This window comes from Pseudomonas sp. 31 R 17, from assembly GCF_900004915.1.
Lineage (GTDB): Bacteria > Pseudomonadota > Gammaproteobacteria > Pseudomonadales > Pseudomonadaceae > Aquipseudomonas > Aquipseudomonas orientalis_A.
The window spans coordinates 183,816-208,281 of the sequence record NZ_CVTN01000065.1 but is presented as its reverse complement, the minus strand read 5'-3'; the positions used below and the strand labels follow the sequence as shown (position 1 = coordinate 208,281).

Below are 24,466 nucleotides of genomic sequence, written 5' to 3'. Positions count from 1 at the left end.
GTGCGGCTAACCCGGCGTCCTGCCGGGTTGCCCACGGATTCAAGCCTGCGTTCGGCCAGCGTGGTTTAACGGGGCGCCTAGGATCAAAAGCAGAGCAAGATCAAGAGCGGCTCGCTTCGCATCGTGGTTACGTTTGGGAGTTACAGAGTGGTGTAGATACCTATCCTCGATAGCAGCGTATCAGTCAGCCTATCTGTAGCTGATACATCGCAATCGGTGGAGGCCGTTGATCGGTGCCGAGTTGAACGCCATGGTGCGCCTAGCGCAACACAATCACCCGCCCCAGCAGCGTGTGCTGCTCGAAGCCGAGGACCGCTTGCAAGGCCTTCAACACGGCGACAGGGTCGTCGCTTGGAAAGCTGCCGCTGACGCGCCTGGCGCCCATCTCGGCATTGAGCAGGAGGATGCGGCCCGGGTAGTAACGCGCGAGGTCCCTGACCACCTCGGCCAGCGGCGCCTTGTAGTAATTGAGCCAACCGTCGCGCCAGGCCAGGCGTGATTCGCTGTCCACCGAGTGCAGCGGCTCGGCTACACCGTCGGCGTAGGCCACTTGCTGGCCTGCCGTCAGAATTTGCTGCGGCGCCTGTGCGGAGGGCGTTACGCCAACCCGGCCCGACAGCACGGTCACCTGGGCCCCTGCCGGTTGCAGGCGTACTTCGAACTGTGTGCCCAGCACCCGCGTTTCTCCGTCGCCCGCCTCGACCACGAAGGGCTGGCCGGTGTGGACAACGCGGAAAAAACCGGCCCCGCGGCGCAATTGGATATGCCGCTCGCCGTGACTGAAATCCACGGCAATCGCGCTGTCGGCGTCGAGGGTGACGCGGGACTGATCGGCCAGGGTGACGGTCCTCACCTGCCCTGGCGCCGTCACGTAATCGGCGCCAAGGTCATCGACCCAACGCGACGGCTGCCAACCGGCGCCCATCGACACCATCAGCAACAAACAGGCCGCCATGGCCAGGGCGCCGGCCCCACGCACCAGGCGCGAGCGCCCGGAACGGCGCATCGCATCGAGGTAACCCAGCAAGGCCTGTGCGTCTTCGTCGGCCAGGGTGCGTGCCGGCACCTCGCTCAACTCCCACAGCACCTGGGCCTGGGCGTAGGCTTCGATATGGGCGGGGTCGGCGCGCAGCCATCGGCTGAAGGAGGCTTGATCGCCGCTGCCGGGCTGGTCGTGCAGCCGGCTCAGCCAGTCGAGCGCGGCCTGTTCCTGGGCGGGCGTGGGTGTGACGTTCACGATGCGTTCCCTGGCGTACGTGGGACTGACGGTTCGCGCAGGCTCGCCTTGCACGCGTGCAGGGCCCGCATCATGTGTTTTTCCACGGCGCTTTGGGACAGGCCCATGGCCTTGGCGATCTCTGCGTATTTGCGCCCGTGAATGCGGTTGAGCAGGAAAATCTGCCGGGTGCGCTCGGGCAGGCTGCGCAAGGCGGCTTCGACATGCCGCAGGTCATTGCCTGCTTCGAGGGCAGCCTGGGGTTCGCAGCCCTGGTTGTCCTGTTGCTCCGGCAACCAGCCCTCGTTGCTGCGCACGCGGGCGCCTTCGCTGCGCAAATGGTCGATGGCGATATTGCCGGCGCAGCGCAGCAGGTAGGTGCTGAGCTCTTCGACCTGCACCAGGGGGCGGCGCCAGAAGCGCAGGAACAGGTCCTGCACCAGATCAGCCGCCGTGGCGCGGCAACCGACACGGCGGCTGACCAAGGCCTCCATCTGTGAACGCTGGGACAGGAACACCTGCAGGAAATGCGCACGCCCCCCGGCCGCGTCCGGGTGCGCGGTGTCCTGTTGCTTGGGCGGCGGGCTGATCATCATGGGCAGCTCAGAAAAGGCCAAACGCCGCGAACGGGCTGGCCAGCACGCCGACGCCCGCGAGGATCAAGGCCAGCCGTGGCCGGTACGGCAACAGCAGCACCAAAAGCAGAGCGCTGAGCATCAACACCGCGCACCACTCCACCAGGCCCTGGCCCCAACCGGTGACGGCCACCGCCGGCCAGATCGACAGGGTCAGCAGCAACCAGCCGAGCGCCCGCAGCCCCAGGCGCCGTGCAGGCGTGGGTTTGCTGCGCAGCAACTCGCCGTGATGACGATCGGTGGCCAGGCACAGCGCAGTAAACCCGGCGTAGCACAGCAGCAGCGCGAGCAACATTCAGCCGGCCTCCTGCTTGAACGCCAATGCACGCGCGCGCTCTGCCTTGGGCTGCAACGCGGCGCGACGCTGCATCTTCCAGGCGGCCCATCCCAGGAACAGGCCGCCGGCCAGGCACGTCAGGTCGAAGCCGGCCATGGCCCAGTCGCGGCTCATCAGCGAAGTGCCCAAGTGATACGGCGTAGTCAGGGCGTTAATCAACGGGATGGCCATAAACAGCAGCGCGCCCAGGCTCAACTGCTCGACCCAGCCCTGGCGACCGCGCCGTAGCATGGCATGCACCAGGCTCAGCCCCCAGGCGATAAAGAAGCTCTGCACTTCCCAGTCGGAACGTTCGGCCATACTCACCGGCAGCAGTCGATTGGCCCAGAAGAACGCCGCGATGGCGATCATCAGCCCCGACATGCTGGCGATGTTCAGCACCTCCACCAACCGCAGTTCAAAGGGCATCACACCGGTTTTGGCGTGCTTGAGCTGACGCTTGCCCAGCCATATCACCAGGCCTGTGCCGATCATCGCCGTGCCTGCCAGGCCGCAGATGAAATACAACCACCGCAGCACCGGGCCGGCGAAATGGCCCATGTGCAAGCCGTAGAAACTGCCACCGATGACCGACGGCAAGGACGGTTCACCACTGACCCGCAGCAACTCGCCCGTGGTGCCGTTGAAGGAAACAGTGCTGCCGAAATCATGCACCACGCTGTCGGAGCCGGCGCGAAATACATTCACCGAGGCGTTGACGTCGCTCGGGTTATTCACCGCCAGACGCCCGACATGCCCCCCCGCCCACTGTTGCTGCGCCTGCTGGTACATCGGCCACAACGGCAGCAACCTACCCGGCTGGCCGAGTGCGGGCGCATTATCGGAACTGGGAAACACTTCATTGAAGAAGGCACGGCTGTCATTGCCATAGGAGGCCACGATCGGCGCCGGCATCACCATGCTCATGAAAATCACCAGGCTGCTGTAGGTGATCATCAGGTGAAACGGCAGCACCAGCACGCCCACCGCGTTGTGCCCGTCCAGCCAGGAGCGCTGGCCCTTGCGCGGGCGGAAGGTGAAGAAGTCCTTGAAGATTTTCTTGTGGGTAATGATGCCGGTGATCAGCGCGACAAACATCACCATGGCGGCGAGGGTCGACAGCCAGCGGCCCCATGGGTAAGGCATCTGCAGTTGGAAGTGGAAGCGGTAGAAGAATTCACCGCCCATGCTTTCGCGGGCCTGCACCGCCTGGCCGCTGACCGGGTCGAGGACTTTCTGGATGAAGTTGCCGCGCTTGCCGGGGTCGACCTTGTCCTGCCACATCACCGACAGGCCGGGGTCGCGGCTGTTGGGCAAGGTAATGAACCAGCGCGCGGCCGTGGGCGCCTGTTGCTGCAGGTAGTCTTGCGCTACGGCGAGGCTGCGCGCGTCGTCCACCGGATGGGCCTGGACTTCGGGCTGCATCCAGTGGGTTATTTCGTCCTTGAAATAGGCCAGGGTGCCGGTCAGGAAAATCGCAAACAGCAGCCAGCCGAAAATCAATCCGGCCCAGGTATGCAGCCAGGCCATGGCCTGGCGAAAACCCTCTTTCATGTGCGCACCACCCAGAACCCGATGCCCGCCAGGGTCGCGAGCAGCGCGCTGGGCAGCATCACCCCGGCCCATGCGCGCCACGCGGTGCGGCAGGCGAAACACCAGAGCACCGCCAGCAGGTAGAACACGAATGAACTCATCATGCCGACAATCACCGCGTCGGCGCGCGTCGTCGGCAGCCACAGCGCAAGGCAGATCGCGGCCAGCGAGGCCATCAGATATCCACCGACCACAGCCGCCAGTACGCGCGAAGTGACGGCGAGGCGATAAGAGGCGGGCAGTGAGGTTTTGCTTTTCATGCGGCAGGCGCCAAGTTCATCAGCGCGCAATATTAATGATAAATATTCTCATAAGCAAAAGAGAACGGATGAATCACCTGCTCGGGTCGATTGCCGAACCGTGTTTGCGGCCCTACAATGCGAACAATTCTTGTTCTCTAAAGCATGCCGATGCTGATGGAGTGATCACGTTGCCGCCGTCCAACACCGTCGAAGTTCTGTACAACGACCATCACCACTGGCTCACCGGCTGGTTGCGACGCAAGCTCGGCTGCCCGCAAAGCGCCGCCGACCTGGCGCACGATACCTTCATCCGCGTGCTCAGCGCGCGGGAAGCGCCCACGCTGATCGAACCGCGCGCCTTTCTCACCACGGTCGCCAAACGCGTACTGTTCAACTACTACCGTCGCCAGGACCTTGAACGCGCCTACCTCGACGCCCTGGCGCAAATGCCGGAGCACGTCGCGCCGTCGGAAGAAGACCGCGCAATCATCCTGCAAACCCTGGTGGAACTGGACCAACTGCTCGAAGGCCTGCCGGTGCAGGTCAAACGCGCGTTCCTGCTGGCCCAACTCGATGGCCTGGCCTACGCACAGATCGGCGCGCAACTGGGCATTTCCATTGCCACGGTCAAGCGCCACCTGCATAAAGCCGCCCTGCGCTGCTACTTCGCCCTATGAATGTCTCGACCCAGGTTGCCGAACAGGCCGTGCACTGGTTGCTGCAAATGCAGCAAGGCGCGCTCGACCCGCGCCAGCAGGCGGCCTGGCAGCAATGGCTGGAGGCGCATAGCGAACATCAGCGTGCGTGGGACCAGATCCAGCGCGTCAACCAGCGCCTGCGTGGCCTGCCTTCGCCGCTGGCGCACGCGGCGTTGAATGCACCGACCTCCACCAGCCGGCGCCAGGCGCTGAAGCTGCTGTTGATCCTCGGCGCGGGTTCGGCGGCAGCCTGGAGCCTGCGCCAGCAACACATTTTGCCGCCGTTGACGGCTGACTACCGCAGCCCTGTCGGCCAGCGTCGTCGCGTGCAGCTGGCCGACGGCAGCCAGTTGCAGCTCAACACCGGCAGTGCGGTGGATGTGCATTTCGATGGCCACCAGCGCCTGATCCGCCTGCTCGAAGGTGAAATCCTGCTGACCGCCCGAGCCGGTGCCACGCCGCTGCGCGTGCTGACCGGCCAGGGTTTGCTTAGCAGCCAAGCGGCGCGCCTGAACGTGCGGCAGTTCAATGACCATACCCAATTGGCGGTGCTCGATGGCCGTGTCGACGTGATGCCCAACCATTACAGCGGCCTGCCGCTGAGGGTGGACGCCGCGCATCAGGTCAATTACACCCGCAAGGGCTGGGACAGCCCTCGTCCCACCGACGCCAACAGCGGCGCCTGGGCTGACGGCATGCTGGTGGCCGCGCATATGCGCCTGGAAGATTTTCTCGGCGAACTCGGGCGCTATCGCCGGGGCCAGCTCAATTGCGACCCGCAGGTGGCAAACCTGCTGCTGTCCGGCAGTTATCCGCTGGATGACAGCGAACGCATTCTCGACCTGCTGGAAGTCAGCCTGCCGGTAAAAGTGCGGCGTTTTACCCGCTACTGGGTGACGGTTCAGGCCCGTGCGTGAAGTTTTTTGAAAACCGCTGAGCCGTTTTCCCTACTTCGCGTGACAGAGAAGGAAAGCCCCCTTGATCCTTCCTTCTCAGGACCACCCTTCATGCCCCCGCAACCGACGCTTCTTGCCCGTACCCTGCGCCAACTCCTGCTCGGCGCCAGCCTCAGCCTGGCCGCGCTGCCCCCGGCGGCGATGGCGGCCGACACCAAGGCCTATCACATCGCGCCGACGAGCCTGGAAGCGGCCCTGAACCAGTTCGGCCGTGAAGCCGGGGTGCTGGTGTCCTTCGGTTCCGAGGTCACCGCCGGTCGCCAAAGCCCTGGTTTGACGGGCAACTACAGCACCGCCGAAGGCCTGGATAAACTGTTGGAAGGCAGTGGCCTGCAAGCCCGCGCCGAGGGTGACAACGCCTACAGCCTGCAACCGGCCGGTGCCCCGGCCACCCTCGAGCTGCAAACCTCCAACGTGGTCGGCGACTGGCTCGGTGACGCGGCGCAGACCAACGTGTTCGAGCATCCCGGCGCCCGTGACGTCATCCGCCGTGACGAATTCGAACGCCAGGGCGCAACCCAGGCCCGCGACGTGCTCAACCGCATCCCCGGCGTCAATGCCCCGGACAACAACGGCACCGGCAGCCATGACATGGCACTGAACTTCGGCATTCGCGGGCTCAACCCACGGCTGGCATCACGCTCCACGGTGTTGATGGACGGTATTCCCGTGCCCTTCGCACCCTATGGCCAGCCGCAACTTTCATTTGCACCGATCAGCATGGGCAACATGGACGCGGTGGACGTGGTGCGCGGCGGCGGCGCAGTGCGCTACGGCCCGCAGAACGTCGGTGGCATCGTCAACTTCGTGACCCGCGCGATTCCGGATGCGCCCACCGTCAAAGGCGGCCTGCAGACCGAGACCAACCCGTCCTCCAGCCACGATGGCTTCAAGACCACCGGCAACCTGCTGGCCGGCGGCACCGCCGACAATGGCCTGGGCGGCGCACTCCTGTATTCCGGCACCCGTGGCGGCGACTGGCGTGAAAACAGCGACACGCGCATCGATGACCTGATCCTCAAGGGTAAATACCAGCTGGATGACGCCAACAGCTTCAACGCCATGGCGCAGTACTACGACGGCGAGGCCGATATGCCTGGGGGCTTGAACGTCAAGGACTACAAGGCCGACCCGTACCAGTCGACCCGCCCCTACGACAAATTCTGGGGCCGCCGCACGATGTTCAACGTCGGCTACCGCTACGAGCAGGATCGCCGTGAATTCACGGTCAACAGTTTCTTCACCAAGACCCTGCGCAGCGGTTACCTCGATCAAGGCAACTTCCTCTCGCTGTCCCCCCGCGAGTATTGGGTACGCGGCCTGGAAACCCGCTTCGCCCAAGGCTTCGACCTCGGCCCCACCAGCCACGAAGTCGGCGTCGGCTACCGCTACATCAACGAAGCCGGCCACGAGTTGCGCTACCGCACGCCGATTGCCGCCAATCAGCAACTGCCGACCACCGACAGCCGCAACGACCGCGACACCCGTGGCGGCACCGAAGCCAATGCGTTCTTCATCGACGACCGTATCGATATCGGCAAGTGGACCCTCACGCCGGGCATCCGCTACGAAATGATCGAGTCCCAACAGACCAACAACCTGAGCAACGTCAAATACAAAGGCGACTACAACACCGCGCTGCCGGCGTTGAACGTGCTCTACCACCTCACCGACGACTGGAACCTCTACGCCAACACTGAAGGCTCGTTCGGCAGCGTGCAGTACAGCCAGATGCCCAACCGCGTGAACAGCGGCGAAGTGAAGCCGGAAAAAGCCCGCACCTGGGAGCTCGGCACACGCTATGACAACGGCAGCCTGCGCGCGGAAATCGGTGCGTTCCTGATCAATTTCGACAACCAGTACGACAGCAACCAGACCAACGACACCGTGATCGCCCGCGGTGAAACGCGGCACCAGGGCATCGAGTCGAGCCTCAACTACGCCCTCGACGGCGTGAGCCCGGCGCTGGCCGGCTTCGATGTCTACGCCAGCTATGCGTATGTCGACGCGACCATCCGTGAAGACGGCCCGAACAAAGGCAATCGCGTGCCCTTCTCGTCCAAACACAAAGGCACCCTCGGCGTGGGGTACACCGAAGGCCCGTGGAAGCTCAACCTGGACAGCAGCTACCAGAGCAGCCAGTTCGCCGACAACGCCAACACCCAGGCCGAAAGCGCCGACGGCGCGAACGGACGCATCCCCGGCTACATGCTGTTCAGCAGCCGCGCAGCGTATGACTTCGGCCCGCAGCTGTCGGACTTGAACGTCGCGGTCGGGGTGAAGAACATCTTCAACAAGCAGTACTACACGCGCTCGTTCGACGATAACAACAAGGGCAAATACGTGGGTGAACCGCGCACGGTGTATGTGCAGACGTCTATCGCGTTCTGACTGTCTGCCTTCAATTTGCGGGCCACAACACATCCAAATGTGGGAGGGGGCTTGCCCCCGATTGCGGTGGGTCAGTCACTGTATGTGTTGACTGAACCACCACATCGGGGGCAAGCCCCCTCCCACATTGGTTTTATGTGCAGCCAGTGAGTACTTGCCTGAAGCCAATTCCTTGAAAGTCGGACAATCCGGCCGGTAGTCAACTTCGGGTAGATGAAGATCAAATGTGGGAGGGGGCTTGCCCCCGATGGCGGTATGTCAGTCACTGTATGTGTTGACTGAACCACTGCATCGGGGGCAAGCCCCCTCCCACATTGGTTTTATGTGCAGCCAGTGAGTACTTGCCTGAAGCCAATTCCTCGAAAGTCGGACAATCCGGCCGGTGGTCAACTTCGGGTAGATGAAGATCAAATGTGTCCAGGATTCGGGTTCTAACTGCCCGCCAGGCAACTTGGGGTGGCCGCGACCAGCGCATCAATGGCGCATCGTGTCTTGGCCGGCATGTGCGGCGCCGTCGGCCAGATCACATGGATGGGGGCCGGCTGCTCGCGATAGCCGGGCAGTACCGCCTCCAGTTGCCCGCGCAGCGCATAGTGGGCAATCAACCAACTCGGTAACCAGGCCAGGCCCACGCCTGCAATCGCCGCATCGGCCACAGCCTGGAGGTCGTCCAGCACCAGGGGCGTGACCAGCCGCGAGCGATGGACGCTGTTGCTGCGGTAAGCAATGCCGCGATGAGCCGCCAACGCCTCGATACGTTCAATTCGACCCCTGCGCTGCAAATACGCCGGTGACGCCGCCAATCCCATGACTTGCTCCCCCAGACGCCGCGCACTCAGGTGGTCGGTATCCGGCAACGGGCCGATACGCACGGCAATATCGAAGCCTTCCTGCGCCAGATCGATCATGCGGTCGGAGAAGCAAATGTCGATCTCAAGGTCCGGATAACGCTCCATCAAGCCCCACAGGGCAGGCGCGGCATAGTGGTGACCAAACGCCAGCGGCAAACTCGCGCGCAAGCGCCCGCGCGGCTGCTGACGGCCGCTTTCCAGCACGGACTCGGCGGCCTCCAGCTCCGCCAGCGCGCGCAGACAGTGCTCGTAGTAGGCCTGCCCATCCTCGGTCAGACGCTGGCGGCGCGTGGAGCGTTGCAACAGGCAGGTGCCCAGGCGCGCTTCAAGCCGCGCCAGGCCCTTGCCCACCGCCGAGCGCGTGAGGTTCAGGCGCTCGGCGGCCGCGCTCAGGCTGCCGCTCTCGACGATTTGCAGAAACAGCTCGACACCATCGAAACGTGGGGTAGACATCGTAGATTGTCGCCTTTGGCTCCCCTATCAAGGGAAGAGTTATCGCAAATAAAGAACCCAATTCCCGAGAGAATAATCCCTCCCTCTCTCTTAAGGAACTGCGTATGCCACCCGCCGCCGCTCTATCGGCCTCAAGCCCCGCGCATACCACCAGAAACGGCCTGGCGCTCACAGCCGTGTGCCTGGTGGCCCTGATGTTCGGCCTGGAAATCTCCAGCGTACCGGTCATCCTGCCCACCCTTGAACGCGAATTGGGCACAGGATTTCAAGACGCCCAGTGGATCATGAACGCCTACACCCTGGCCTGCACCAGCGTACTGATGGCAGCGGGCACCCTGGCCGATCGCTTTGGCCGTCGACGCGTGCTGGTGCTGTGCCTGTGGCTGTTCGGCCTGGCTTCAGTGGCTTGCGGGCTGGCCACCGACGCGACCCTGCTGATCGCGGCGCGCTTCGTCCAGGGCATCGGCGCCGGCGCAATGATGATCTGCCAGTTCGCGATTCTGTCGCACTTGTTTCGTGAACCGGCCGCACGTGCCCGGGCCTTCGCGATCTGGGGCGTGATTGCCGGCGTGGGCCTGGGGTTCGGGCCGATGGTCGGTGCGCTGATCCTGGCAGTCGCCGATTGGCGCTGGGTGTTTCTCGCCCACGTACCGCTCAGCCTGTTCACCCTGGTGCTGTTGCGCATCAGCGTGCAGGAGTCCCGCGACCCGGCCAGCCATCGCCTGGACATTGCCGGCATGCTGACCTTGACGCTGGCGGTGTTCGCCCTGGTCTACTTCATCACCCAGGGCACCGAGCACGGCTTCGCCACACCGGCCATGCTCGGCTGGGCGGGCCTGGCGCTGGTGGCGTTGTTGCTGTTCGTCGTGGTTGAAAAGCGCAGTGCCCATCCGATGTTCGATTTCTCGGTGTTCCGTATCCGGCGCTTCAACGGGGCGCTGATGGGCTCGATCGGCATGAACTTCAGCTTCTGGCCGTTCATGATCTACCTGCCGCTGTATTTCCAGGCGGGCCTGGGCTACGACACCCTGACCACGGGCGGCGCCCTGCTCGCCTACACCTTGCCGACCTTGCTGGTGCCGCCCCTGGCCGAACGCCTGGCCCTGCGCTACGGCGCCGAACGCATCATCCCGCTGGGCCTGGCGACCATGGGCGCGGGGTTTCTGGCGATGTTCGTGGCCAATGTCGCCGCACAGCCGCACAGCCTGCTGATACTGCTCGGTTGCGTGATGGCCGGCACTGGCCTGGCGCTGACCAACTCGCCCACTACCAACACCACCACCGGCGCCGTCTCGGCTGATCGCGCAGGCATGGCCTCGGGCATCGACTTCAGCGCCCGGCTGATCACCCTGGCGCTCAATATCGCGCTGATGGGCCTGGTGCTGTTGTTGGGGATCGGCCATCACCTGGCCGATGTACTGCCGCCGGGCACGGCAATGGATTGGCCGGCCCTCAGTCAGCACCTCGCGGCGGGCAAGCTGGATGCGCCGGGATTGGCGCTCAACGAGGCCCGTGCGGCTCTGCGCAGCGGTGCCGGTTGGGCCATGCTCTTTGCAGGCTTGGGTGCGTGCGGACTGGCGCTGCTCAGCGGGTATTTCTTCAAACAGCGCCGTTAAACGAAAACGGGCCTGCATGCGCAGGCCCGTCTTCAATGGGGAGTCAAAAAACTATCAGCCGTTGAATACGGCCCGTTCTTTTTCTAGAAACTCCTGTTCAAGCTCATCTTCATTGACTTTGGTGGTCGGCTGGTTTTTACCGGCAGCGCGGGGCTTGCCTTGCAGTTTGCCGAACAGATGCTCCAGCGCATGGTCGAGCTTGGTGGCCGCGCCATCGATCGCTTGCTCCAGCGTATCGGCCTTGTGCAGCACCGAAAGCGGTTGGTGGCCTTTTGGCCGGGCCTCGAGGCGGCAACTTAAATCGTGGGGACCTGGCTTGTCGCCGTTCTCATCCCGCAGGTAGACCTCCACACGGGTCAGGTCTTCTTCATAACGTTCGAGCGTGCTCTCAATGGTGGTACGTACCCACTCCTCCAGTCGGATGCTGCTTTCAATATGGTTATCGCTATTGACTTGGATTTGCATAGTTCTTCCCTTATTTCAGCTAGCTCGCCAGAGATCACAAACTGCAACACCGGGGTGGTGAAACCATGACCTCTTGGTTACACAATTGAGCACCTGCTGAAACATTTCAACCCCTTTGCAAAGATAAATCCTACATTACAAATTAACCCTGACGACGAGCAAGAACGCTGGTAGGGTGGGGAGTTAGTTACAACTTCTTACCTCCTGTTTTCCTCACGATGGCGCCGCTCCCAACGGGTGCAACGCGCGAAAAATCCCCGCTTCTTCCACCAGCCAGTCGTGCACCGCCCGCACGCCGGGGTGACTCAATGCGCCCGGCGCATACAGCAGCACGTAGCGTTTATGGTTGGGCACGGCCAGGCCAAACGGCACGATCAGGGTCCCTCGTTCCAGCTCATCATTGAGCAAGGTGCGCCGCGCAATGGCCACGCCCATGCCGGCAATGGCGGCTTCGATGGTCAGGTGATTGCGGTTGAAGGTGTGCCCGCGACGCACATCGGCATCGCGGTAACCGATTTCATTCAGGTAGAACTCCCACTCGGCATACTCATAACTCCCACGCCAGGCGGTGATGTCGTGCAACAACGGAAAGTGGGCAAGGTCGGCCGGGCCATGCAGTGGCGGCCGGCCACGCAACAGGCTGGGGGCGCACACCGGAAATATCTGCTCATCCAACAGGGCTGTGGATAACAATCCGGGATAGCTGCCGTCGTTCAGGTCGATGGCCAGGTCGAAGTCGCCCTCGTGCAGCGCGACGCTGCTGTCTTCGGCAACCATGCGCAACTGAATGTCCGGAAAACGCTGCTGCAAGCGTGGCAGGCGCGGGGTCAGCCACTTGCCGAGAAACGACGGAATCGAGCGCAGGCGCAAGGTGCCGCTGATCATCCCGGCGTCCAGACGCTGCAATTCGGCGTCGATGCTGCCATAGGCCTCCCCTACCACCGCCGCCAGGCGCTGCCCTTCGGCGCTCAGTTCCACACCCCGTGCACGGCGGTGAAACAGTCTGAAGCCCAGGCGCTCTTCCAACTGACGGATCTGCTGGCTCACCGCGCCCGGCGTGATGTGCAACTCCTCCGCGCAGCGGGTGAACGAAAGGTGCCGCGCAGCACAGGAAAAGACATGCAGCCAGGAATAGGTCTGGCCATGAAGGGGCCGGGTCATAGCGTTTAGTCCTGCTAAAGGGTGTCTTAGGATAATTCGTTGGTCAGTACCAATCCAGAGGCCCAGTATCGCTTCAACTCCGCTTGCTCTACAAAACATGGCAGCGACTTCCACTCCATTGCTTGTAAGGCTTTAGCATGGCTATCAGCGTTTTCGATCTATTCAAGGTGGGCATCGGCCCGTCCAGCTCCCATACCGTTGGGCCGATGCGGGCTGCCGCGACCTTTGCCCAGGCACTGGCCGACCAGCAGTTGCTCAGCCAAACTCGGCGTGTCGAAGTGCGCTTGTACGGTTCGCTGTCTGCCACCGGTGTCGGCCACGCCACTGACCGCGCCTGTGTGATGGGCTTGATGGGCGAATGGCCGGATCAGGTCGACCCCACCTCGATCAACGCGCGCATTCAGCAACTGCGCGAGTCCGGCCAGTTGTTACTCGCCGGCCAACAGGCCATTGCCTTCGACTGGCACACCGACCTGCTGCTGCTCGACGAAAGCCTGCCCTACCACCCCAACGCCATGTCCCTGCACGCCTACGGCGACGGCGGCCTGTTGAGCGAGCAAACCTACTATTCGGTGGGCGGGGGTTTCATCATCGAAGCTGCCGAAGCCGCATCGGGCATTGCGCCGACCAGCGACGTGCAATTGCCCTACGACTTTTCCAGCGCCGTTGAACTGCTGGCCTTGTGCAACAAGCACGGCCTGCGGGTTTCGGAATTGATGATGGCCAACGAACGTGCCTGGCGCAGCGACGAAGCCATCCGCAGCGGCCTGCTGCATATCTGGTCGGTGATGCGCGCGTGCGTGGAACAGGGCCTGCGCGATGAAGGCATTCTGCCCGGTGGTTTGGACGTCCCGCGTCGTGCGGCGAAATTGCACCGCAGCCTGCTGGAAATCGGCAAGCCCAATGTCATCACGTCAACCCTGTCGGCCATGGAGTGGGTCAACCTGTTCGCCCTCGCCGTCAACGAAGAAAACGCCGCCGGCGGGCGCATGGTCACCGCGCCGACCAATGGCGCGGCGGGGATCATTCCTGCCGTGCTGCATTACTACATGAAGTTCAATGCCGACGCGTCTGACGACGACGTGGTCAATTTCTTCCTGGCCGCCGCCGCCGTCGGCATCCTCTGTAAAAAGAACGCCTCGATCTCCGGCGCCGAAGTCGGCTGCCAGGGTGAAGTCGGCTCGGCCTGCGCCATGGCCGCCGCCGGGCTGGCGGATATCCTTGGCGCCACCCCCGAACAGTTGGAAAACGCCGCCGAAATCGGCCTGGAACACAACCTCGGCCTGACCTGCGACCCCGTCGGCGGACTGGTGCAGGTGCCGTGCATCGAGCGCAACGCCATCGCGGCCGTCAAGGCGATCAACGCCACCCAAATGGCCCTGCGCGGCGATGGCAAGCACTTCATTTCCCTCGACCGGGTGATCCGCACCATGCGCGATACCGGCGCCGATATGCATGACAAATACAAAGAAACGTCACGGGGCGGCCTGGCGGTCAGCTGGGTGGAGTGCTGATTGCGCCGTCTGCGATCGTTTTCTCGACATTGCCCTGAAACAGGTCACTTCCCCCAAGCACAACACAGTTCAAATGTGGGAGGGGCTTACCTTGATGCCGGTCTGTAGGAGCGAGGGGGGCGCCTAGCTCTTGCTCGCGAAAAACGTCAACGATAACCCGTGCTTTCTGAATGAACGCGGTGCCTGTGAGTTTTTCGCGAGCAAGCTCGCTCCTACAAAAAGCCTCCCCAGCACCTGTACGGCACGCCCCTTGCTGTAGAGCTTTTGAGGAAAACGGACTTTGGCCGGTGGTCAGGCAACGCGAACTATTCCCGACACCGGTCGTCAATGACTGCATGTTCTTATCAGGCGGTAACGCACCATGGACAACCCTTTTCAGATCATCACCGACACCTTCAGCCCACAATACCGCGTCAACCTAAGCATTCAGCGGCTGGACGGCAGCATCATGCTCACCCTCTCCGATGACGGCGGCGTAGTGGCCAAGCGCATGATCAGCGCCGAACAACGCAACGACCCGCAACGGCTCAAGCGCCTGGTGCAAAGCATCCAGTTCGGTATTGCCATCGAGCAGGGTCACAGCGCCATGGAAATCCTGGCGGTGATGACGGATGGGGACAATCACAAGCTGTTGCAGCGACCGCCCACCCGTCACCTGCCTTTCAGCGTCGGGCTCTAAAGCTCGCCCTTCTCGGTCTCCAGGCTCGCCTCGCCCTTGCGACGCGGGCCTTCGACTTTCACCGAAGGAAACGCCGACGACGCGTAGCGCACTACCAGAATCGCGAAGGCCAACAGCAGAATCCCACCGCACAAGTAGATAATGCCCACGTCCGGCGGATTGTGATGGGACACGTTGGAGATCAGCAGCCGCGTCAGCGCGGTGATGGCCACGTAGATCAGGAAGCGCACGGGCATGTGGTTGGTCTTGAAGTAAATCCCCACCATCGCGCCCAGTTCCAGGTAGATGAACAGCAGCAAGATGTCATCGATCTTGATGTGCCCGTTCTCCAGCATCCCCAGAAACTCCATCACCGCCGCCCAGGCGGTCACTGCACCAATGGCGAACAGCGCCAGGTAATGGAACGACTCCACAAACAGATTGCCCAGCGACTCGGCCAGCCCATGGACTTGCCGGCGCAGCTTTTCGGCCCAGTTGATTTTCACGATGTTGCTTCCTTAGGTCGGTGCGACCGGATAATGCGGGGTGGAGGTGACGGTTGTTCTGCATGCAGGAAAAAAGCCAGAGGCCGCTGGTGAGAGGGTGGCCGAGTGACATGAGGCACTTTATTCACTCAGATCATGGCATTCAGCCACAATGCGCGTTTGCGGCGTAGCAACTCGCAATTTTCCGACTACATTAAAAACCTGCCCTCCAACGCCAAATGTTTCGCTTGCTTTTAACTGTATATAAACACAGTATGCACCAGAGGTAAGGGTCGTGAATGCCTGGATATGTCAGATGCGCCCTATCTGGTCAGGACACTCGAACCGCAGACTCGATGATTGCGTAGCTTGTCGGACACAGCACAAAGCCCGCAGCGCCGGGGCGACCCCATTCAACACTTGATATTACGACGAGGCCAAAATGGCTGTTGAGACCCTTTACCGCAGTACCCGGGATTTGGAGACTACGTTCGTGGACCGAAAACTTGCCGACGCTCACGATCAGATGCTTGAACTGGCAGAGGCCCTGACGGACGTATTGATGAAAAACGTCGCCGGCCTCTCCGAAAAACACGCCGAAGATGCAAGTATCTACATGGCAAAAAATCGCGCCATCTTCGCAACCGCCTTCAAAAACAACGCAATGGCGCTCAATGAGCTGAATGCTCCAGCCGATGCCGAAGGATAGAAATCAGCACGCATTCTTCAGAGGTCAGCCAGCAGGTCATCACATCGCTGCTCATCCAGCGTTGTGTTCATGATGCATATCCGCATCACGGTCTTCCCCTGCCAGCGAGAAGGGACCACCAGGGCAACACCGTCACGCAGGCAACGCTGCGCCCAGCGATCATAATCGTCGGCTTGCCAGCCGTGGCGCGTGAACAGGATAACGCTCAAGCCGGACGCCTTGATCAGCTCCAGCCTCGGATGGCTGGCGATGCGCGTGCGCAGGTAGGCGCTGAGCACAAGGATGCGCTCCAGAGTATGCCGGTAAGCCGCGATGCCATGCACCGCCAGTGAGAACCACAGCGGCATGCCTCGGGCCCGACGCGACAGATGGAAGGCATAGTGCATGGGGTTGCATTGCTCGGACTCATTGATCTGCTCCAGATAGGAAGCATCCTGAGTAAAAGCTGCGGTAACCTCATCGGGTTTGGCATAGAGCAGCGCACAACAGTCGTAGGGTACGAACAGGCCCTTGTGTGGGTCGATGATCAGTGAGTCGGCCCGCTCAATACCTTCCAGTTGAGCCCTCACACTCCGTACACACAGGAACGCACCGCCATAGGCCGCATCCACATGCAACCAGATAGCATGCTGACGGGCGATTTCCCCTATACCGGAAAGATCATCAATCTGTCCCGAATTGGTCGCGCCGGCGACCGCTACCACGGCGACCACATGGTCGCGCCGCCCCTCCACGGCCAGTTGTTCCAGGGTCTTCGCCAGTTCGAAAGCCGTCAAACGGCCCAGCTCATCCGAAGCCACCGTAACCACGTCCAGGTCGAGCAACCGGGCGCTGACGATAATTGAAGAATGGGCTCCCTCTCCCACCACTAAAAGCCCCTGATGCCGCCCCGCGCGTTCTCGGTAGCGATGTCGGGCGGCCACCAGCGCGGAGAAATTACCCGCGGTGCCACCACCGACGAAACACCCTCCGGCGCCGTCCGGCAAACCGGCCAGCTCACACAACCAGCGCAATGCCTGATTCTCCGCCCAGATCAAGCCCGCCCCGCCCAGCCATCCCGAGCCGATCATGCCACTGGCGGACAGCAAGCCGTCCATCAACGCGGCTGCCGGGGTAGCACGGGCACCGATGTAGGCCAGATAACCCGGGTGGTCGGTCGGCACGCCGTGCCGGCCAAGCAAGCTGGTGTAGAGTTCCAACGCGGGTTCCAGGCCTATACCTGATTCACAAATCGTGGCGCCGACTGCCTCTTCTGCCGCCTGCGTAATGTGCTCGGCATCACACGGCGCCGACAGCTTGGCGCGGGGCTGGGTCAGGGCCTGGCGGAACGCGGACAGCATAATCTCAATGTCGCCGGGTGCGATGTCGTCATGGCCTATGCAGGGTAACTCGCGCAAGGTTCCAGAATGTTCAAGTTGCATGATGATGACGTCCTTTGTCATGGCCAGGAAAAATGGAATATTCGTGCCACTTCATGATGTAGTCGGCATGTCGGTACTGACCCTGGTCGAAATCCGCATGTGCATCGAGGTACTCGCGTACGGCGCAGCCCTCCTCAACGGCAGCAGCCACAAACCTCAGCGCCATGCGCGCGCAGTCGCCAAAATCCGGCGTGGCATGGGGGCACAGGGTGATTGCGCCGGTCCCCGCCAGCAACTCGCCAAACTCTTCGACCACACAATCATCCGGCACCAGATAAACCGTCCCCGGACGCGCTCTTCGACGAATTTCCGCAGCCACCGCGACGTGCGAGCCCATCAACGCGCATACCGACTGGCTTGCCCCTTGCAGCGTCATCGGCAGCAGACGCTGTTGCAAAGCCGAGGCCAATCGTTCGCCGTACGGCGAGCCATCCGACCAGAACTCTTCAACCTGCGTATAAACCTGAGCCAGGTAGTCGACAATGGTGATCACTTGCTGCAATTCACTGGCACACAAGCGAAAGGCACCGACCGTACGGCAAAGGTCTGGTGCCGTTGCGGCGGGCAATAGCAAGGGAACACCGGCCGCCTGGTAGAGTGCTCCGGCCGACCGGGCGCATTCACTGTTGAAATGCCCAATGACCACCCCTGCCCCGCCGGCCAACAGTCGGCGCGCCGCAGCTACCGCGACGACGGGGTCGGCCGCATCATCCGCCCATATCAGGGGTAGCGATGACCCCTGCACGGCCTTGCGAAGCCACTCCCCATACGCCGCCCGAGGGCCCGTCAGAGGCCCGACGACACCCACCCGTTGTCCGCGCATGACTGCGCTCATCTAGACGTGCCCCGGCATAAGCCGCGCCAGTGCCTGCGCCGACACGCTGTGCAGTTTCACAGGTGGCCGGCGGGCCAGGGTATGACCGCCGGCAAAGAACGAGCCGGCCAGTACATCGTCACGTTCGAGCCCAGGCAGATTGAGCCATTCGCTCAGTTGCTGGCTGATACCCGGCATCAACGGGTAAGAGGCATAAGCAAGCCAGCGCAGGGTCATGGCCTGCAGCGCCAGTGCGGTGCGCGCATGGTTGGATAACGGTTGCGCCGAAGACTTCAGTAAATGCTCTTGTGCGGCACTGAAACGCGACGCGCGATGAATCACATGAGCGACCTGCTCGGCCATGCGTTTGGGCGAGAAGCTCTGGATCGAGGCAGCCTGCCGATACCCGTCCATCCATTGGCACAGTTCTTCATGATAGGTTTTCTGGTCGCTCAGCCAGGCGCCAGGCTCAGGCACGCCGCCGCCATGCCTGGCGATGCACTGATCCAGGCGCTGGATCAACCCATTCAATTTCTGCGCAAACAGGTCATTGAGCTGCTCGCTGATCTCATCGACGGTGAAATTGGTTCTCACCCCCTCAGGGCGCGCGAGCATGAGCGCCATGCGCGCATAATCGCTGCCGGCTTCGGCCAAAAACTCACGGCCCCAGATCAAATGGCGGCGACTGGTGGAGAACTTACTGCCATCAAGATCAAGCAGTTCGTTGACAATGTGGTGTCGCGGGGGGGTCAAGTCCAATGCCAGGTAGATCGCCGGGAATAACAAGGTGTGATAATAGGCATTGTCGAAGCCGTAACAATGAACCACATCCATCGCGCCCGAATAGCACTGCTCGGCACGTGCGAAGCGATCGTTGCCGTCAACCGGCAGGTCGCTGGCGCCCCACAGATAACCGAAGGCCATTTCGAACCAGACGTAGATGACCTGATCCTGCACGGATGGCAGGCGGTGACGAATACCCCAGTCGCTGCGATGGCTGATGCAGATATCCGGCAGCCCCTGGCGCAGCATGGTGTGGCAAAGCTGATAGACATGGGCGGGCATGTTGGCCGTCTGGATGTACTTGAGCAGTTCGTCGGCAAATGCACTCAAGCGGAAGAACAAGCGTGTTTCGATTTTTAATCGGGGTTGACGCCCATCGCGCTTAACGCGCGGTTGGGTCAGGTCGGTGCACTGGTTGGGCTGGCCACAGGCCTCACAGGCATTGCCGTCACTGCTTTCACCACAATGCGGGCAGCCCCCATGAATGAACGCCTCATGCAGCGCGTTTCCCGCGTCATCCACGAACACTGGCGTGTCCTTGGCATAGATAACATCCTGCTCATGCAGTCGTTGCAGGTAGTGATGAACGAAGTCCGCGTACTCACCTTGGGTATCCGGCGTGATGAACACGTCCATATCGATGCCATAACCTTGCCACGTTTCGCGGATGGCCTGGGCATAGTGATCGGCGCATGCGCCCGGACCGATGCCTTCCTTGGTTGCGCACGTTACGACGTACGTCTGGTTATCGTCACGCCCGCTGCCGTAGAAAACCCTGGCACCGGTGTTGCCCAGCACGCGCTTGAGCACATCACCTGCGATGTAGGGCCCCGAGAGATGTCCCAGGTGCAAATCACCGTTCGGCGTCGGCGGGGTGGCGTAGATCAGGGTGTCCACAACCGGCGCTGCTGCGGGCGCATTAGAGCGCCCCGCATCCCAATATAATGAATGGAAGGTCAAGGGGTGTTGATCGCTCAGATTACGCAGGGTATGAGGTTCGAAGCGCTGGCAGTGCACGGCGTCCCCCGCACGCACTTCAAGCGTCTCCTGCGCGGTTTTAACCACGCCATGCCCAGCGGTGAAAATAAACAACTCATCCTCAAAGTGATTGTGCGGCTGGCTTTCCTCGCCAGGCCCCAGGGTGCAGCCCATCAGGTTAAGGTCAGTGCCAGGCAGGTCAACGGTGCGCGAGTCGACGTTGTAGAAGCGTTTGGCCGGGGAAAACATATTGATCTTTTTCATGGTCGTTGCTCTCTATCCTTGAGAAATTACGCGGGCGAGCTGCATGGCAACATGGGGCGCCATTTTGAATCCGCCGCCACTGAAACCAGAGGCAACCAGCACGCCGCCCGGCAACCCCGGTTGCTTGCCAATCAACCCGATGGGTTGCTCGCTGTAGCAGTCGCTATGGCACAGCGCACCCTCCACCGATGCGTCTTGCAGCCAGGGAAAACGCCGTTGCCCCTGCTCTCGGGTCAGTTGTGCGTGGGACAGTTGAGCAGGCATGTAACTGTGGCTGGCCGGCACTCGCATACCCGTCGGGTAGCCGACGTAGAGCCCGCCGGTCAGGGGGCACGGTCGTCCGTTAAGCTGATTGATGTCGTCAATGAAACACGGCGCCTCAGGTAACGGTGTCGCGCCCTTGAACCGTGTGACCTGAATATGCTGACTCCACAGGCCAAAGGCATCACCGAACTGGCGAATCAGGAACTCGCTGGTACCATTGCCCATCGCGACAATCACCTGCGCACCGTCGTAATCGCCGTTGGAGCTCAGCACGCCAACGGCCTGCCGGCTCGCAACATCGACACGTACCGCGTGAACCTTTACCGCGTCATGGTAGACCCCCCCCTGGGCGATGGCCGATTGCACCAGGTACTGCAACGTCGGCCTGGCCTCCATGTAGCCTGAGCCCGGTTCGTACAGCGCCATTTGCGCGGTGATCGGCAATGCGGGGTAGCGGGCAGCCAAGGCCCGGGAGTCGAGCAATTGAGCGGGAACCCCTTCGCGCTCCAGCCAGCCCTGCATGTCGGCCAATGCGTGTGGCTCGGCGAAATGCAGGTAGCCCGTCTCGGTAAAGGGCACCTGCCCCCCGGAGTCCTGCGCCAACTGCCGGTAGAAGTGATAGCCCTGCGCCGCAGCGCGGGTCGCCTCCCAGGACGCATGAGTGACCCGCACGATGCAGCCGGAAGCGCCTGTTACACCGCAGCCGAGCTGCTTGTCATCCAGCAGCAGGCAGCGTTTGCCCGCCAGGGTCATGACATAAAAGCACGTCGCGCCGATGATGCCGGCCCCAATGATGATGACGTCAAACGGCTTGCTCATAGTGCCTCCGTTTCAGGGTGGTGCGCAGATCGTCGACGATTTCACCGGCGCGAATGGCCATATTGGAAATGAGCGTGGCGCTCAATCCATGAGTGTCTTCGGCAACACCCGTGGAATACAGCAGTGGCGCCGAGTCCCCCTGAAAGGTCAGGCGGTAGTTACGCAAAATACGCGCCGAGCCCTCGTCGTGGACCAGTCGGGCAGCCAGGGATGCGCACAACAGGTCGGCGATACGGCGGGGACGGAAGCCGGTCGCGCAGACCAGATAGTCGCAGCGCAGCTTTTGTACATCGCTGCTCATTAGGCGGTTGAACGCCACCTGTAGACCGGCATCCTGAACAAGGACCGATTGGAAACGACTCATGCGTTCCAGCTTGAGACGCTGCTGCCCACTGACTTCGTCGTCGTACCAGTTGCGGTAGAGTTTTTCGATCAGGGCCATGTCCACTGCGGAGTAATTGGTGGAGGCATGTGTGCGCAGTATGTGTTGGCGGACATGGGCGGGCGACGCGTGGAAATCATCGACCGCGTCGGCGTTGAATATTTCGTTGACGAATGGGCTGTCGTCGGCTGGCGTGTAGCCATAGCGCGCCATTATGGCTGTCACGTTCATGGCCGGATACGTCTCGAGCAGGTACTCAACGGCCTCGGCGGCACTCTGCCCACCGCCCACCACGACGCAGTGGCCGTCGGCATTCAACGCAGTCTTTTCAAGATGGGCCAGCAAGTGATGAACGTGCGTTACCCGCTCGCCGGGCTCCACCCCCAATGGCAATTGAGGCTCAAGGCCCAATGAATGAACCACCGAACGGGCAAGCACAGCCGTCGTCATATCACCCACCTGCATCTGGACTCTGAACAGAGGTGAACCGTCATCGTCCACGCCGCCCTCGTTGATGCTCAGGACCTGATGACCGTAGAACACCTGGTCGCTGAACTCCGCCGCGCACCAACTCAGGTAGTCGTGGAACTCCAGGCGGCCGGGGAAGAAGTCCTTCTTGTTGCAGAAGGCGGCGATCCTGCCTTTGCTATGCAAGTAATTGACGAACGTAAAGTGGCTGCGCGGGTTGCGAAAGCTGACCAGGTCTTTGAGAAACGTCACCTGCATGGTTGCATTCTTGAACAGCATGCCCTTGTGCCAACCGAAACCAGGTGCGCTGTCAAAAAAAGCAACATCCAGCTCGGGGGCCATCTCCTGAAGGGCGATAGCGAGCGAAATGTTCGAAGGGCCAAAGCCGATACCCACCACATCGTGGATTTTTTGCTCGCAAGGGCTGATGACCAAATCTGTTGCAAAACTCATGTGAACTCCCTGTCTACAGAATTTCAGGCTGAGCGCAGCCGCAGGAGGTTGATCGTGTGATGACCTCCCTGGGCATTTCTATTGGGGTGCTGCGCAGCGGCGACGGGTTAATCGATCTCGAAGGCGTCGGTAAGGTTGAGCGACTGGAGCATGGCGATCTCCTCGGTCAACTTTTCAAGGCAATGATTGCGTAAGAAAACCGTACATCCGTAGGTGGTGCCGTCAGTGGTCATTGCTACCGCCTGGCCAAGCGACGGCGCCACGAAATAGTGGCTGAAGCTCTCCAGACTGCGCACTTCACGGTCAAAGCGAAAGGCCTTGACCCGCCCGGCCCGCGTAATCACAAAAGAGTAATCCGCCACCGCTGCACCTTGCGTCGGGCCTTGCCCGAGTGCCTGCGGCCACTGTTTCCAGCAATCCTCCTGGGCTGGCCACCCGCCCACCCGGCAAAGCTGCGGCAACGGCGTGCTGGCCAGTCGCGGCGACAGCTTCACCAGTCGCGCACCGGTTGATGTGATCACCACCTCAGCGTGCAACGGGCCGTGCAGCATGCCGAGCCCGTTAGCCAGCGCGGCAAGCTGCGGCACCAGCCGCGCCGGCAGCACGGCGGGAGGCAGGCTGTTGACGGCAGTGAGGAGCCTGCGCCCTTCCAGATCCAGGGTATGACAGCGCCAGGCGTCAGTGACGTGGAACTCACCCGCGTCGAGTACCCCGTTGATGAACACGGGATAACCCGGTTCATGGACATGGATCTGAAACGGCCCCGGTGAATCATCCAGCAAGGCGGCGACCTGGGACGCAGTGGCCCACTGCCCCCCCAGCAGCACGGCTGAACCGCGCGAACTCGGCGACAGCGCCGGGCGCACGACCCAGGTACGGCCATCATCAGGCGGCAACCGGTCCAACGATGCTACTTGCCGACCGTCAAACGCCAAGTCAGGGGCGAGCCTGCGAACCGCCTGGTGTTGCGCGCACTTGTCAAAGAACACTGCCGGATCGCAGCCTGCGGTGAAAAACCCATCGGCGATGTTCAGCGGCATGACCTGACGCAGCTCCAGGTCATCGCTGGAGAGCCGATAACTGACCGGTGCCCGGCACCGTGCAGTGGTGTTGTTCATCATTGCAGCGTCTCGCGAGTCGGGCCCCGGAAGTGCACCGCATCGATGTGGCAGTTGCGCGGTTGCGTCAGCACGAAGCGCATGGTCTCCCAGATGGAACGACCGTTGAGCAATGGGCTGGCAGGATCAACCGCCTCATCCAGGCCGGTCACTTCGAAATCGGGCGGGTAAAAACCGGTGACCCGAATGTGCTCCTTGGCCAGGTGATGAGCCATGTTCTGGCAAAAGCCACTCATACCGTGTTTGGCGGCGAAAAAGGCTGGATGGGCGATAGAGTCGGTAAACTGCGGCACGCCGCACACCGAGACCATCGCCATGATGTCGGCCGCCGCCGAGCGACGCAGCCCGGGCAACAGTGCACGCGTCAGGATGATCGAGCCTGTCAGACCGGAGTTGATGGTGCCGGCGATGTCGTCGTCACTGTCGTCCTCCCCCAATAGCCCCTCAAGCCATTGCGCCGCGCTCAGCACCAGAACGTCCACCGCCCGTTCATCCTGCAGGATTTGCCCAGCGAAGGCGCGCACCGATGCAGGGTCGGCGATGTCGCACGCGTAGGCACGCGCAGATCCCCCTTCGGCTCGAATAAGCTCACACGTGGCCTGCGCACTGGACATCTGACGCGCGCACAAGTCGACATGAGCCCCTTCCCGGGCCAGCCACACCGACACCGCCTGGCCGAAATCACGACCACCACCGGTGACGACAACACGTTTATTTTTCAGCATGGTATGCGTTCCTGTCGC

Annotated in this window: 23 protein-coding genes; 7 read left to right on the top strand and 16 right to left on the bottom strand. The window is 61.9% G+C overall.

The window, feature by feature from the left end:
- Positions 1-259: 259 nt before the first annotated feature.
- Genes BFP89_RS13220 through BFP89_RS13200 form a run of 5 tightly spaced genes read right to left on the bottom strand, consistent with a single transcriptional unit; the run spans position 260 to position 4,020 of the window.
- Positions 260-1,237 carry a FecR family protein gene (locus BFP89_RS13220; protein ID WP_065885920.1) on the bottom strand — a complete coding sequence of 326 codons (978 nt, stop codon included), beginning with the start codon at positions 1,235-1,237 and terminating at the stop codon, positions 260-262.
- Positions 1,234-1,812: an RNA polymerase sigma factor gene (locus tag BFP89_RS13215; RefSeq protein WP_065885919.1), complete on the bottom strand. Its 579-nt coding sequence runs from the start codon at positions 1,810-1,812 to the stop codon at positions 1,234-1,236. The genes BFP89_RS13220 and BFP89_RS13215 overlap by 4 nt, the downstream gene beginning before the upstream one ends.
- Positions 1,813-1,819: 7 nt before the next feature.
- A complete protein-coding gene (locus tag BFP89_RS13210; RefSeq protein ID WP_065885918.1) occupies positions 1,820-2,146 on the bottom strand; it encodes a DUF3325 domain-containing protein in 327 nt (108 codons plus the stop codon).
- Complete coding sequence (locus BFP89_RS13205) at positions 2,147-3,721, bottom strand: PepSY-associated TM helix domain-containing protein (RefSeq protein WP_065885917.1); 1,575 nt, start codon at positions 3,719-3,721, stop codon at positions 2,147-2,149. It lies immediately after the preceding gene.
- Positions 3,718-4,020: a DUF3649 domain-containing protein gene (locus tag BFP89_RS13200; RefSeq protein ID WP_065885916.1), complete on the bottom strand. Its 303-nt coding sequence runs from the start codon at positions 4,018-4,020 to the stop codon at positions 3,718-3,720. The genes BFP89_RS13205 and BFP89_RS13200 overlap by 4 nt, the downstream gene beginning before the upstream one ends.
- A 170-nt stretch (positions 4,021-4,190) precedes the next feature.
- Here BFP89_RS13200 and BFP89_RS13195 point away from each other — a divergent pair, with 170 nt between their 5' ends.
- From BFP89_RS13195 to fecA, 3 genes are all read left to right on the top strand, one after another.
- Positions 4,191-4,679: a sigma-70 family RNA polymerase sigma factor gene (locus BFP89_RS13195; RefSeq protein ID WP_065885915.1), complete on the top strand. Its 489-nt coding sequence runs from the start codon at positions 4,191-4,193 to the stop codon at positions 4,677-4,679.
- A complete protein-coding gene (locus tag BFP89_RS13190) occupies positions 4,676-5,617 on the top strand; it encodes a FecR domain-containing protein (RefSeq protein ID WP_065885914.1) in 942 nt (313 codons plus the stop codon). The genes BFP89_RS13195 and BFP89_RS13190 overlap by 4 nt, the downstream gene beginning before the upstream one ends.
- 90 nt (positions 5,618-5,707) lie before the next feature.
- On the top strand, positions 5,708-8,047 hold the full coding sequence (fecA, locus tag BFP89_RS13185) for a TonB-dependent Fe(3+) dicitrate receptor FecA (RefSeq protein ID WP_065885913.1): 2,340 nt from the start codon (positions 5,708-5,710) through the stop codon (positions 8,045-8,047).
- A gap of 431 nt (positions 8,048-8,478) precedes the next feature.
- Here the strand turns inward: fecA and BFP89_RS13180 are convergent, their stop codons facing one another.
- A complete protein-coding gene (locus BFP89_RS13180; protein ID WP_065885912.1) occupies positions 8,479-9,351 on the bottom strand; it encodes a LysR family transcriptional regulator in 873 nt (290 codons plus the stop codon).
- Positions 9,352-9,455: 104 nt separating this feature from the next.
- On the opposite strand from BFP89_RS13180, the gene BFP89_RS13175 reads away from it, so the two are divergent.
- Positions 9,456-10,967 (top strand): MFS transporter, encoded by a 1,512-nt coding sequence (locus BFP89_RS13175; protein WP_065885911.1) that lies wholly within the window; start codon positions 9,456-9,458, stop codon positions 10,965-10,967.
- A 54-nt stretch (positions 10,968-11,021) separates the two neighbouring features.
- Here BFP89_RS13175 and BFP89_RS13170 read toward each other — a convergent pair whose 3' ends face one another.
- Together BFP89_RS13170 and BFP89_RS13165 are read right to left on the bottom strand one after the other, a co-directional pair.
- Positions 11,022-11,432 carry an HPF/RaiA family ribosome-associated protein gene (locus BFP89_RS13170; RefSeq protein ID WP_016978251.1) on the bottom strand — a complete coding sequence of 137 codons (411 nt, stop codon included), beginning with the start codon at positions 11,430-11,432 and terminating at the stop codon, positions 11,022-11,024.
- A 213-nt stretch (positions 11,433-11,645) separates the two neighbouring features.
- On the bottom strand, positions 11,646-12,593 hold the full coding sequence (locus BFP89_RS13165; RefSeq protein ID WP_065885910.1) for a LysR substrate-binding domain-containing protein: 948 nt from the start codon (positions 12,591-12,593) through the stop codon (positions 11,646-11,648).
- A 137-nt stretch (positions 12,594-12,730) separates the two neighbouring features.
- On the opposite strand from BFP89_RS13165, the gene BFP89_RS13160 reads away from it, so the two are divergent.
- Positions 12,731-14,107 (top strand): L-serine ammonia-lyase, encoded by a 1,377-nt coding sequence (locus tag BFP89_RS13160; RefSeq protein ID WP_065885909.1) that lies wholly within the window; start codon positions 12,731-12,733, stop codon positions 14,105-14,107.
- Positions 14,108-14,468: 361 nt separating this feature from the next.
- Positions 14,469-14,786, top strand: a complete 318-nt coding sequence (locus BFP89_RS13155) for a DUF3509 domain-containing protein (protein ID WP_065885908.1) — start codon at positions 14,469-14,471, stop codon at positions 14,784-14,786.
- Here the strand turns inward: BFP89_RS13155 and BFP89_RS13150 are convergent.
- Entirely contained in the window at positions 14,783-15,271 is a 489-nt protein-coding gene (locus BFP89_RS13150; RefSeq protein ID WP_065885907.1) for a phosphate-starvation-inducible protein PsiE, read from the bottom strand. The two genes, BFP89_RS13155 and BFP89_RS13150, sit on opposite strands and share 4 nt — an antisense overlap.
- Positions 15,272-15,692: 421 nt before the next feature.
- On the opposite strand from BFP89_RS13150, the gene BFP89_RS13145 reads away from it, so the two are divergent.
- Positions 15,693-15,959, top strand: coding sequence for a YebG family protein (locus tag BFP89_RS13145; RefSeq protein WP_065885906.1), 267 nt, complete (start codon positions 15,693-15,695; stop codon positions 15,957-15,959).
- Positions 15,960-15,976: 17 nt separating this feature from the next.
- Here the strand turns inward: BFP89_RS13145 and BFP89_RS13140 are convergent, their stop codons facing one another.
- The 7 genes from BFP89_RS13140 to BFP89_RS13110 form a co-directional block, all read right to left on the bottom strand.
- Positions 15,977-17,380, bottom strand: coding sequence for a pyridoxal phosphate-dependent decarboxylase family protein (locus BFP89_RS13140; protein WP_256097350.1), 1,404 nt, complete (start codon positions 17,378-17,380; stop codon positions 15,977-15,979).
- Positions 17,370-18,215: an ABC transporter substrate-binding protein gene (locus tag BFP89_RS13135; RefSeq protein ID WP_065885904.1), complete on the bottom strand. Its 846-nt coding sequence runs from the start codon at positions 18,213-18,215 to the stop codon at positions 17,370-17,372. Before BFP89_RS13135 ends, BFP89_RS13140 begins: the two co-directional genes overlap by 11 nt.
- The gene (locus BFP89_RS13130) at positions 18,216-20,219 is read right to left on the bottom strand and encodes a class I tRNA ligase family protein (protein ID WP_242527093.1); all 2,004 of its coding nucleotides are present in this window, start codon (positions 20,217-20,219) and stop codon (positions 18,216-18,218) included.
- Between the two features lie 12 nt (positions 20,220-20,231).
- On the bottom strand, positions 20,232-21,302 hold the full coding sequence (locus BFP89_RS13125; RefSeq protein WP_065885903.1) for an NAD(P)/FAD-dependent oxidoreductase: 1,071 nt from the start codon (positions 21,300-21,302) through the stop codon (positions 20,232-20,234).
- Positions 21,286-22,605 carry a lysine N(6)-hydroxylase/L-ornithine N(5)-oxygenase family protein gene (locus BFP89_RS13120; protein ID WP_065885902.1) on the bottom strand — a complete coding sequence of 440 codons (1,320 nt, stop codon included), beginning with the start codon at positions 22,603-22,605 and terminating at the stop codon, positions 21,286-21,288. Before BFP89_RS13120 ends, BFP89_RS13125 begins: the two co-directional genes overlap by 17 nt.
- A 107-nt stretch (positions 22,606-22,712) precedes the next feature.
- Positions 22,713-23,726, bottom strand: coding sequence for a hypothetical protein (locus tag BFP89_RS13115; RefSeq protein ID WP_065885901.1), 1,014 nt, complete (start codon positions 23,724-23,726; stop codon positions 22,713-22,715).
- The gene (locus BFP89_RS13110) at positions 23,723-24,448 is read right to left on the bottom strand and encodes an SDR family oxidoreductase (RefSeq protein ID WP_065885900.1); all 726 of its coding nucleotides are present in this window, start codon (positions 24,446-24,448) and stop codon (positions 23,723-23,725) included. Before BFP89_RS13110 ends, BFP89_RS13115 begins: the two co-directional genes overlap by 4 nt.
- Positions 24,449-24,466 lie beyond the last annotated feature (18 nt).

Excerpts from the sequence above, each read along its gene's own strand:
- BFP89_RS13215 (WP_065885919.1), bottom strand. The coding sequence starts at position 1,812 with ATGATGATCAGCCCGCCGCCCAAGCAACAGGACACCGCGCACCCGGAC.
- BFP89_RS13210 (WP_065885918.1), bottom strand. The coding sequence starts at position 2,146 with ATGTTGCTCGCGCTGCTGCTGTGCTACGCCGGGTTTACTGCGCTGTGC.
- BFP89_RS13205 (WP_065885917.1), bottom strand. The coding sequence starts at position 3,721 with ATGAAAGAGGGTTTTCGCCAGGCCATGGCCTGGCTGCATACCTGGGCC.
- BFP89_RS13200 (WP_065885916.1), bottom strand. The coding sequence starts at position 4,020 with ATGAAAAGCAAAACCTCACTGCCCGCCTCTTATCGCCTCGCCGTCACT.
- BFP89_RS13190 (WP_065885914.1), top strand. The coding sequence starts at position 4,676 with ATGAATGTCTCGACCCAGGTTGCCGAACAGGCCGTGCACTGGTTGCTG.
- fecA (WP_065885913.1), top strand. The coding sequence starts at position 5,708 with ATGCCCCCGCAACCGACGCTTCTTGCCCGTACCCTGCGCCAACTCCTG.
- BFP89_RS13180 (WP_065885912.1), bottom strand. The coding sequence starts at position 9,351 with ATGTCTACCCCACGTTTCGATGGTGTCGAGCTGTTTCTGCAAATCGTC.
- BFP89_RS13175 (WP_065885911.1), top strand. The coding sequence starts at position 9,456 with ATGCCACCCGCCGCCGCTCTATCGGCCTCAAGCCCCGCGCATACCACC.
- BFP89_RS13170 (WP_016978251.1), bottom strand. The coding sequence starts at position 11,432 with ATGCAAATCCAAGTCAATAGCGATAACCATATTGAAAGCAGCATCCGA.
- BFP89_RS13165 (WP_065885910.1), bottom strand. The coding sequence starts at position 12,593 with ATGACCCGGCCCCTTCATGGCCAGACCTATTCCTGGCTGCATGTCTTT.
- BFP89_RS13160 (WP_065885909.1), top strand. The coding sequence starts at position 12,731 with ATGGCTATCAGCGTTTTCGATCTATTCAAGGTGGGCATCGGCCCGTCC.
- BFP89_RS13155 (WP_065885908.1), top strand. The coding sequence starts at position 14,469 with ATGGACAACCCTTTTCAGATCATCACCGACACCTTCAGCCCACAATAC.
- BFP89_RS13145 (WP_065885906.1), top strand. The coding sequence starts at position 15,693 with ATGGCTGTTGAGACCCTTTACCGCAGTACCCGGGATTTGGAGACTACG.
- BFP89_RS13140 (WP_256097350.1), bottom strand. The coding sequence starts at position 17,380 with ATGCAACTTGAACATTCTGGAACCTTGCGCGAGTTACCCTGCATAGGC.
- BFP89_RS13135 (WP_065885904.1), bottom strand. The coding sequence starts at position 18,215 with ATGAGCGCAGTCATGCGCGGACAACGGGTGGGTGTCGTCGGGCCTCTG.
- BFP89_RS13130 (WP_242527093.1), bottom strand. The coding sequence starts at position 20,219 with ATGAAAAAGATCAATATGTTTTCCCCGGCCAAACGCTTCTACAACGTC.
- BFP89_RS13125 (WP_065885903.1), bottom strand. The coding sequence starts at position 21,302 with ATGAGCAAGCCGTTTGACGTCATCATCATTGGGGCCGGCATCATCGGC.
- BFP89_RS13120 (WP_065885902.1), bottom strand. The coding sequence starts at position 22,605 with ATGAGTTTTGCAACAGATTTGGTCATCAGCCCTTGCGAGCAAAAAATC.
- BFP89_RS13115 (WP_065885901.1), bottom strand. The coding sequence starts at position 23,726 with ATGATGAACAACACCACTGCACGGTGCCGGGCACCGGTCAGTTATCGG.
- BFP89_RS13110 (WP_065885900.1), bottom strand. The coding sequence starts at position 24,448 with ATGCTGAAAAATAAACGTGTTGTCGTCACCGGTGGTGGTCGTGATTTC.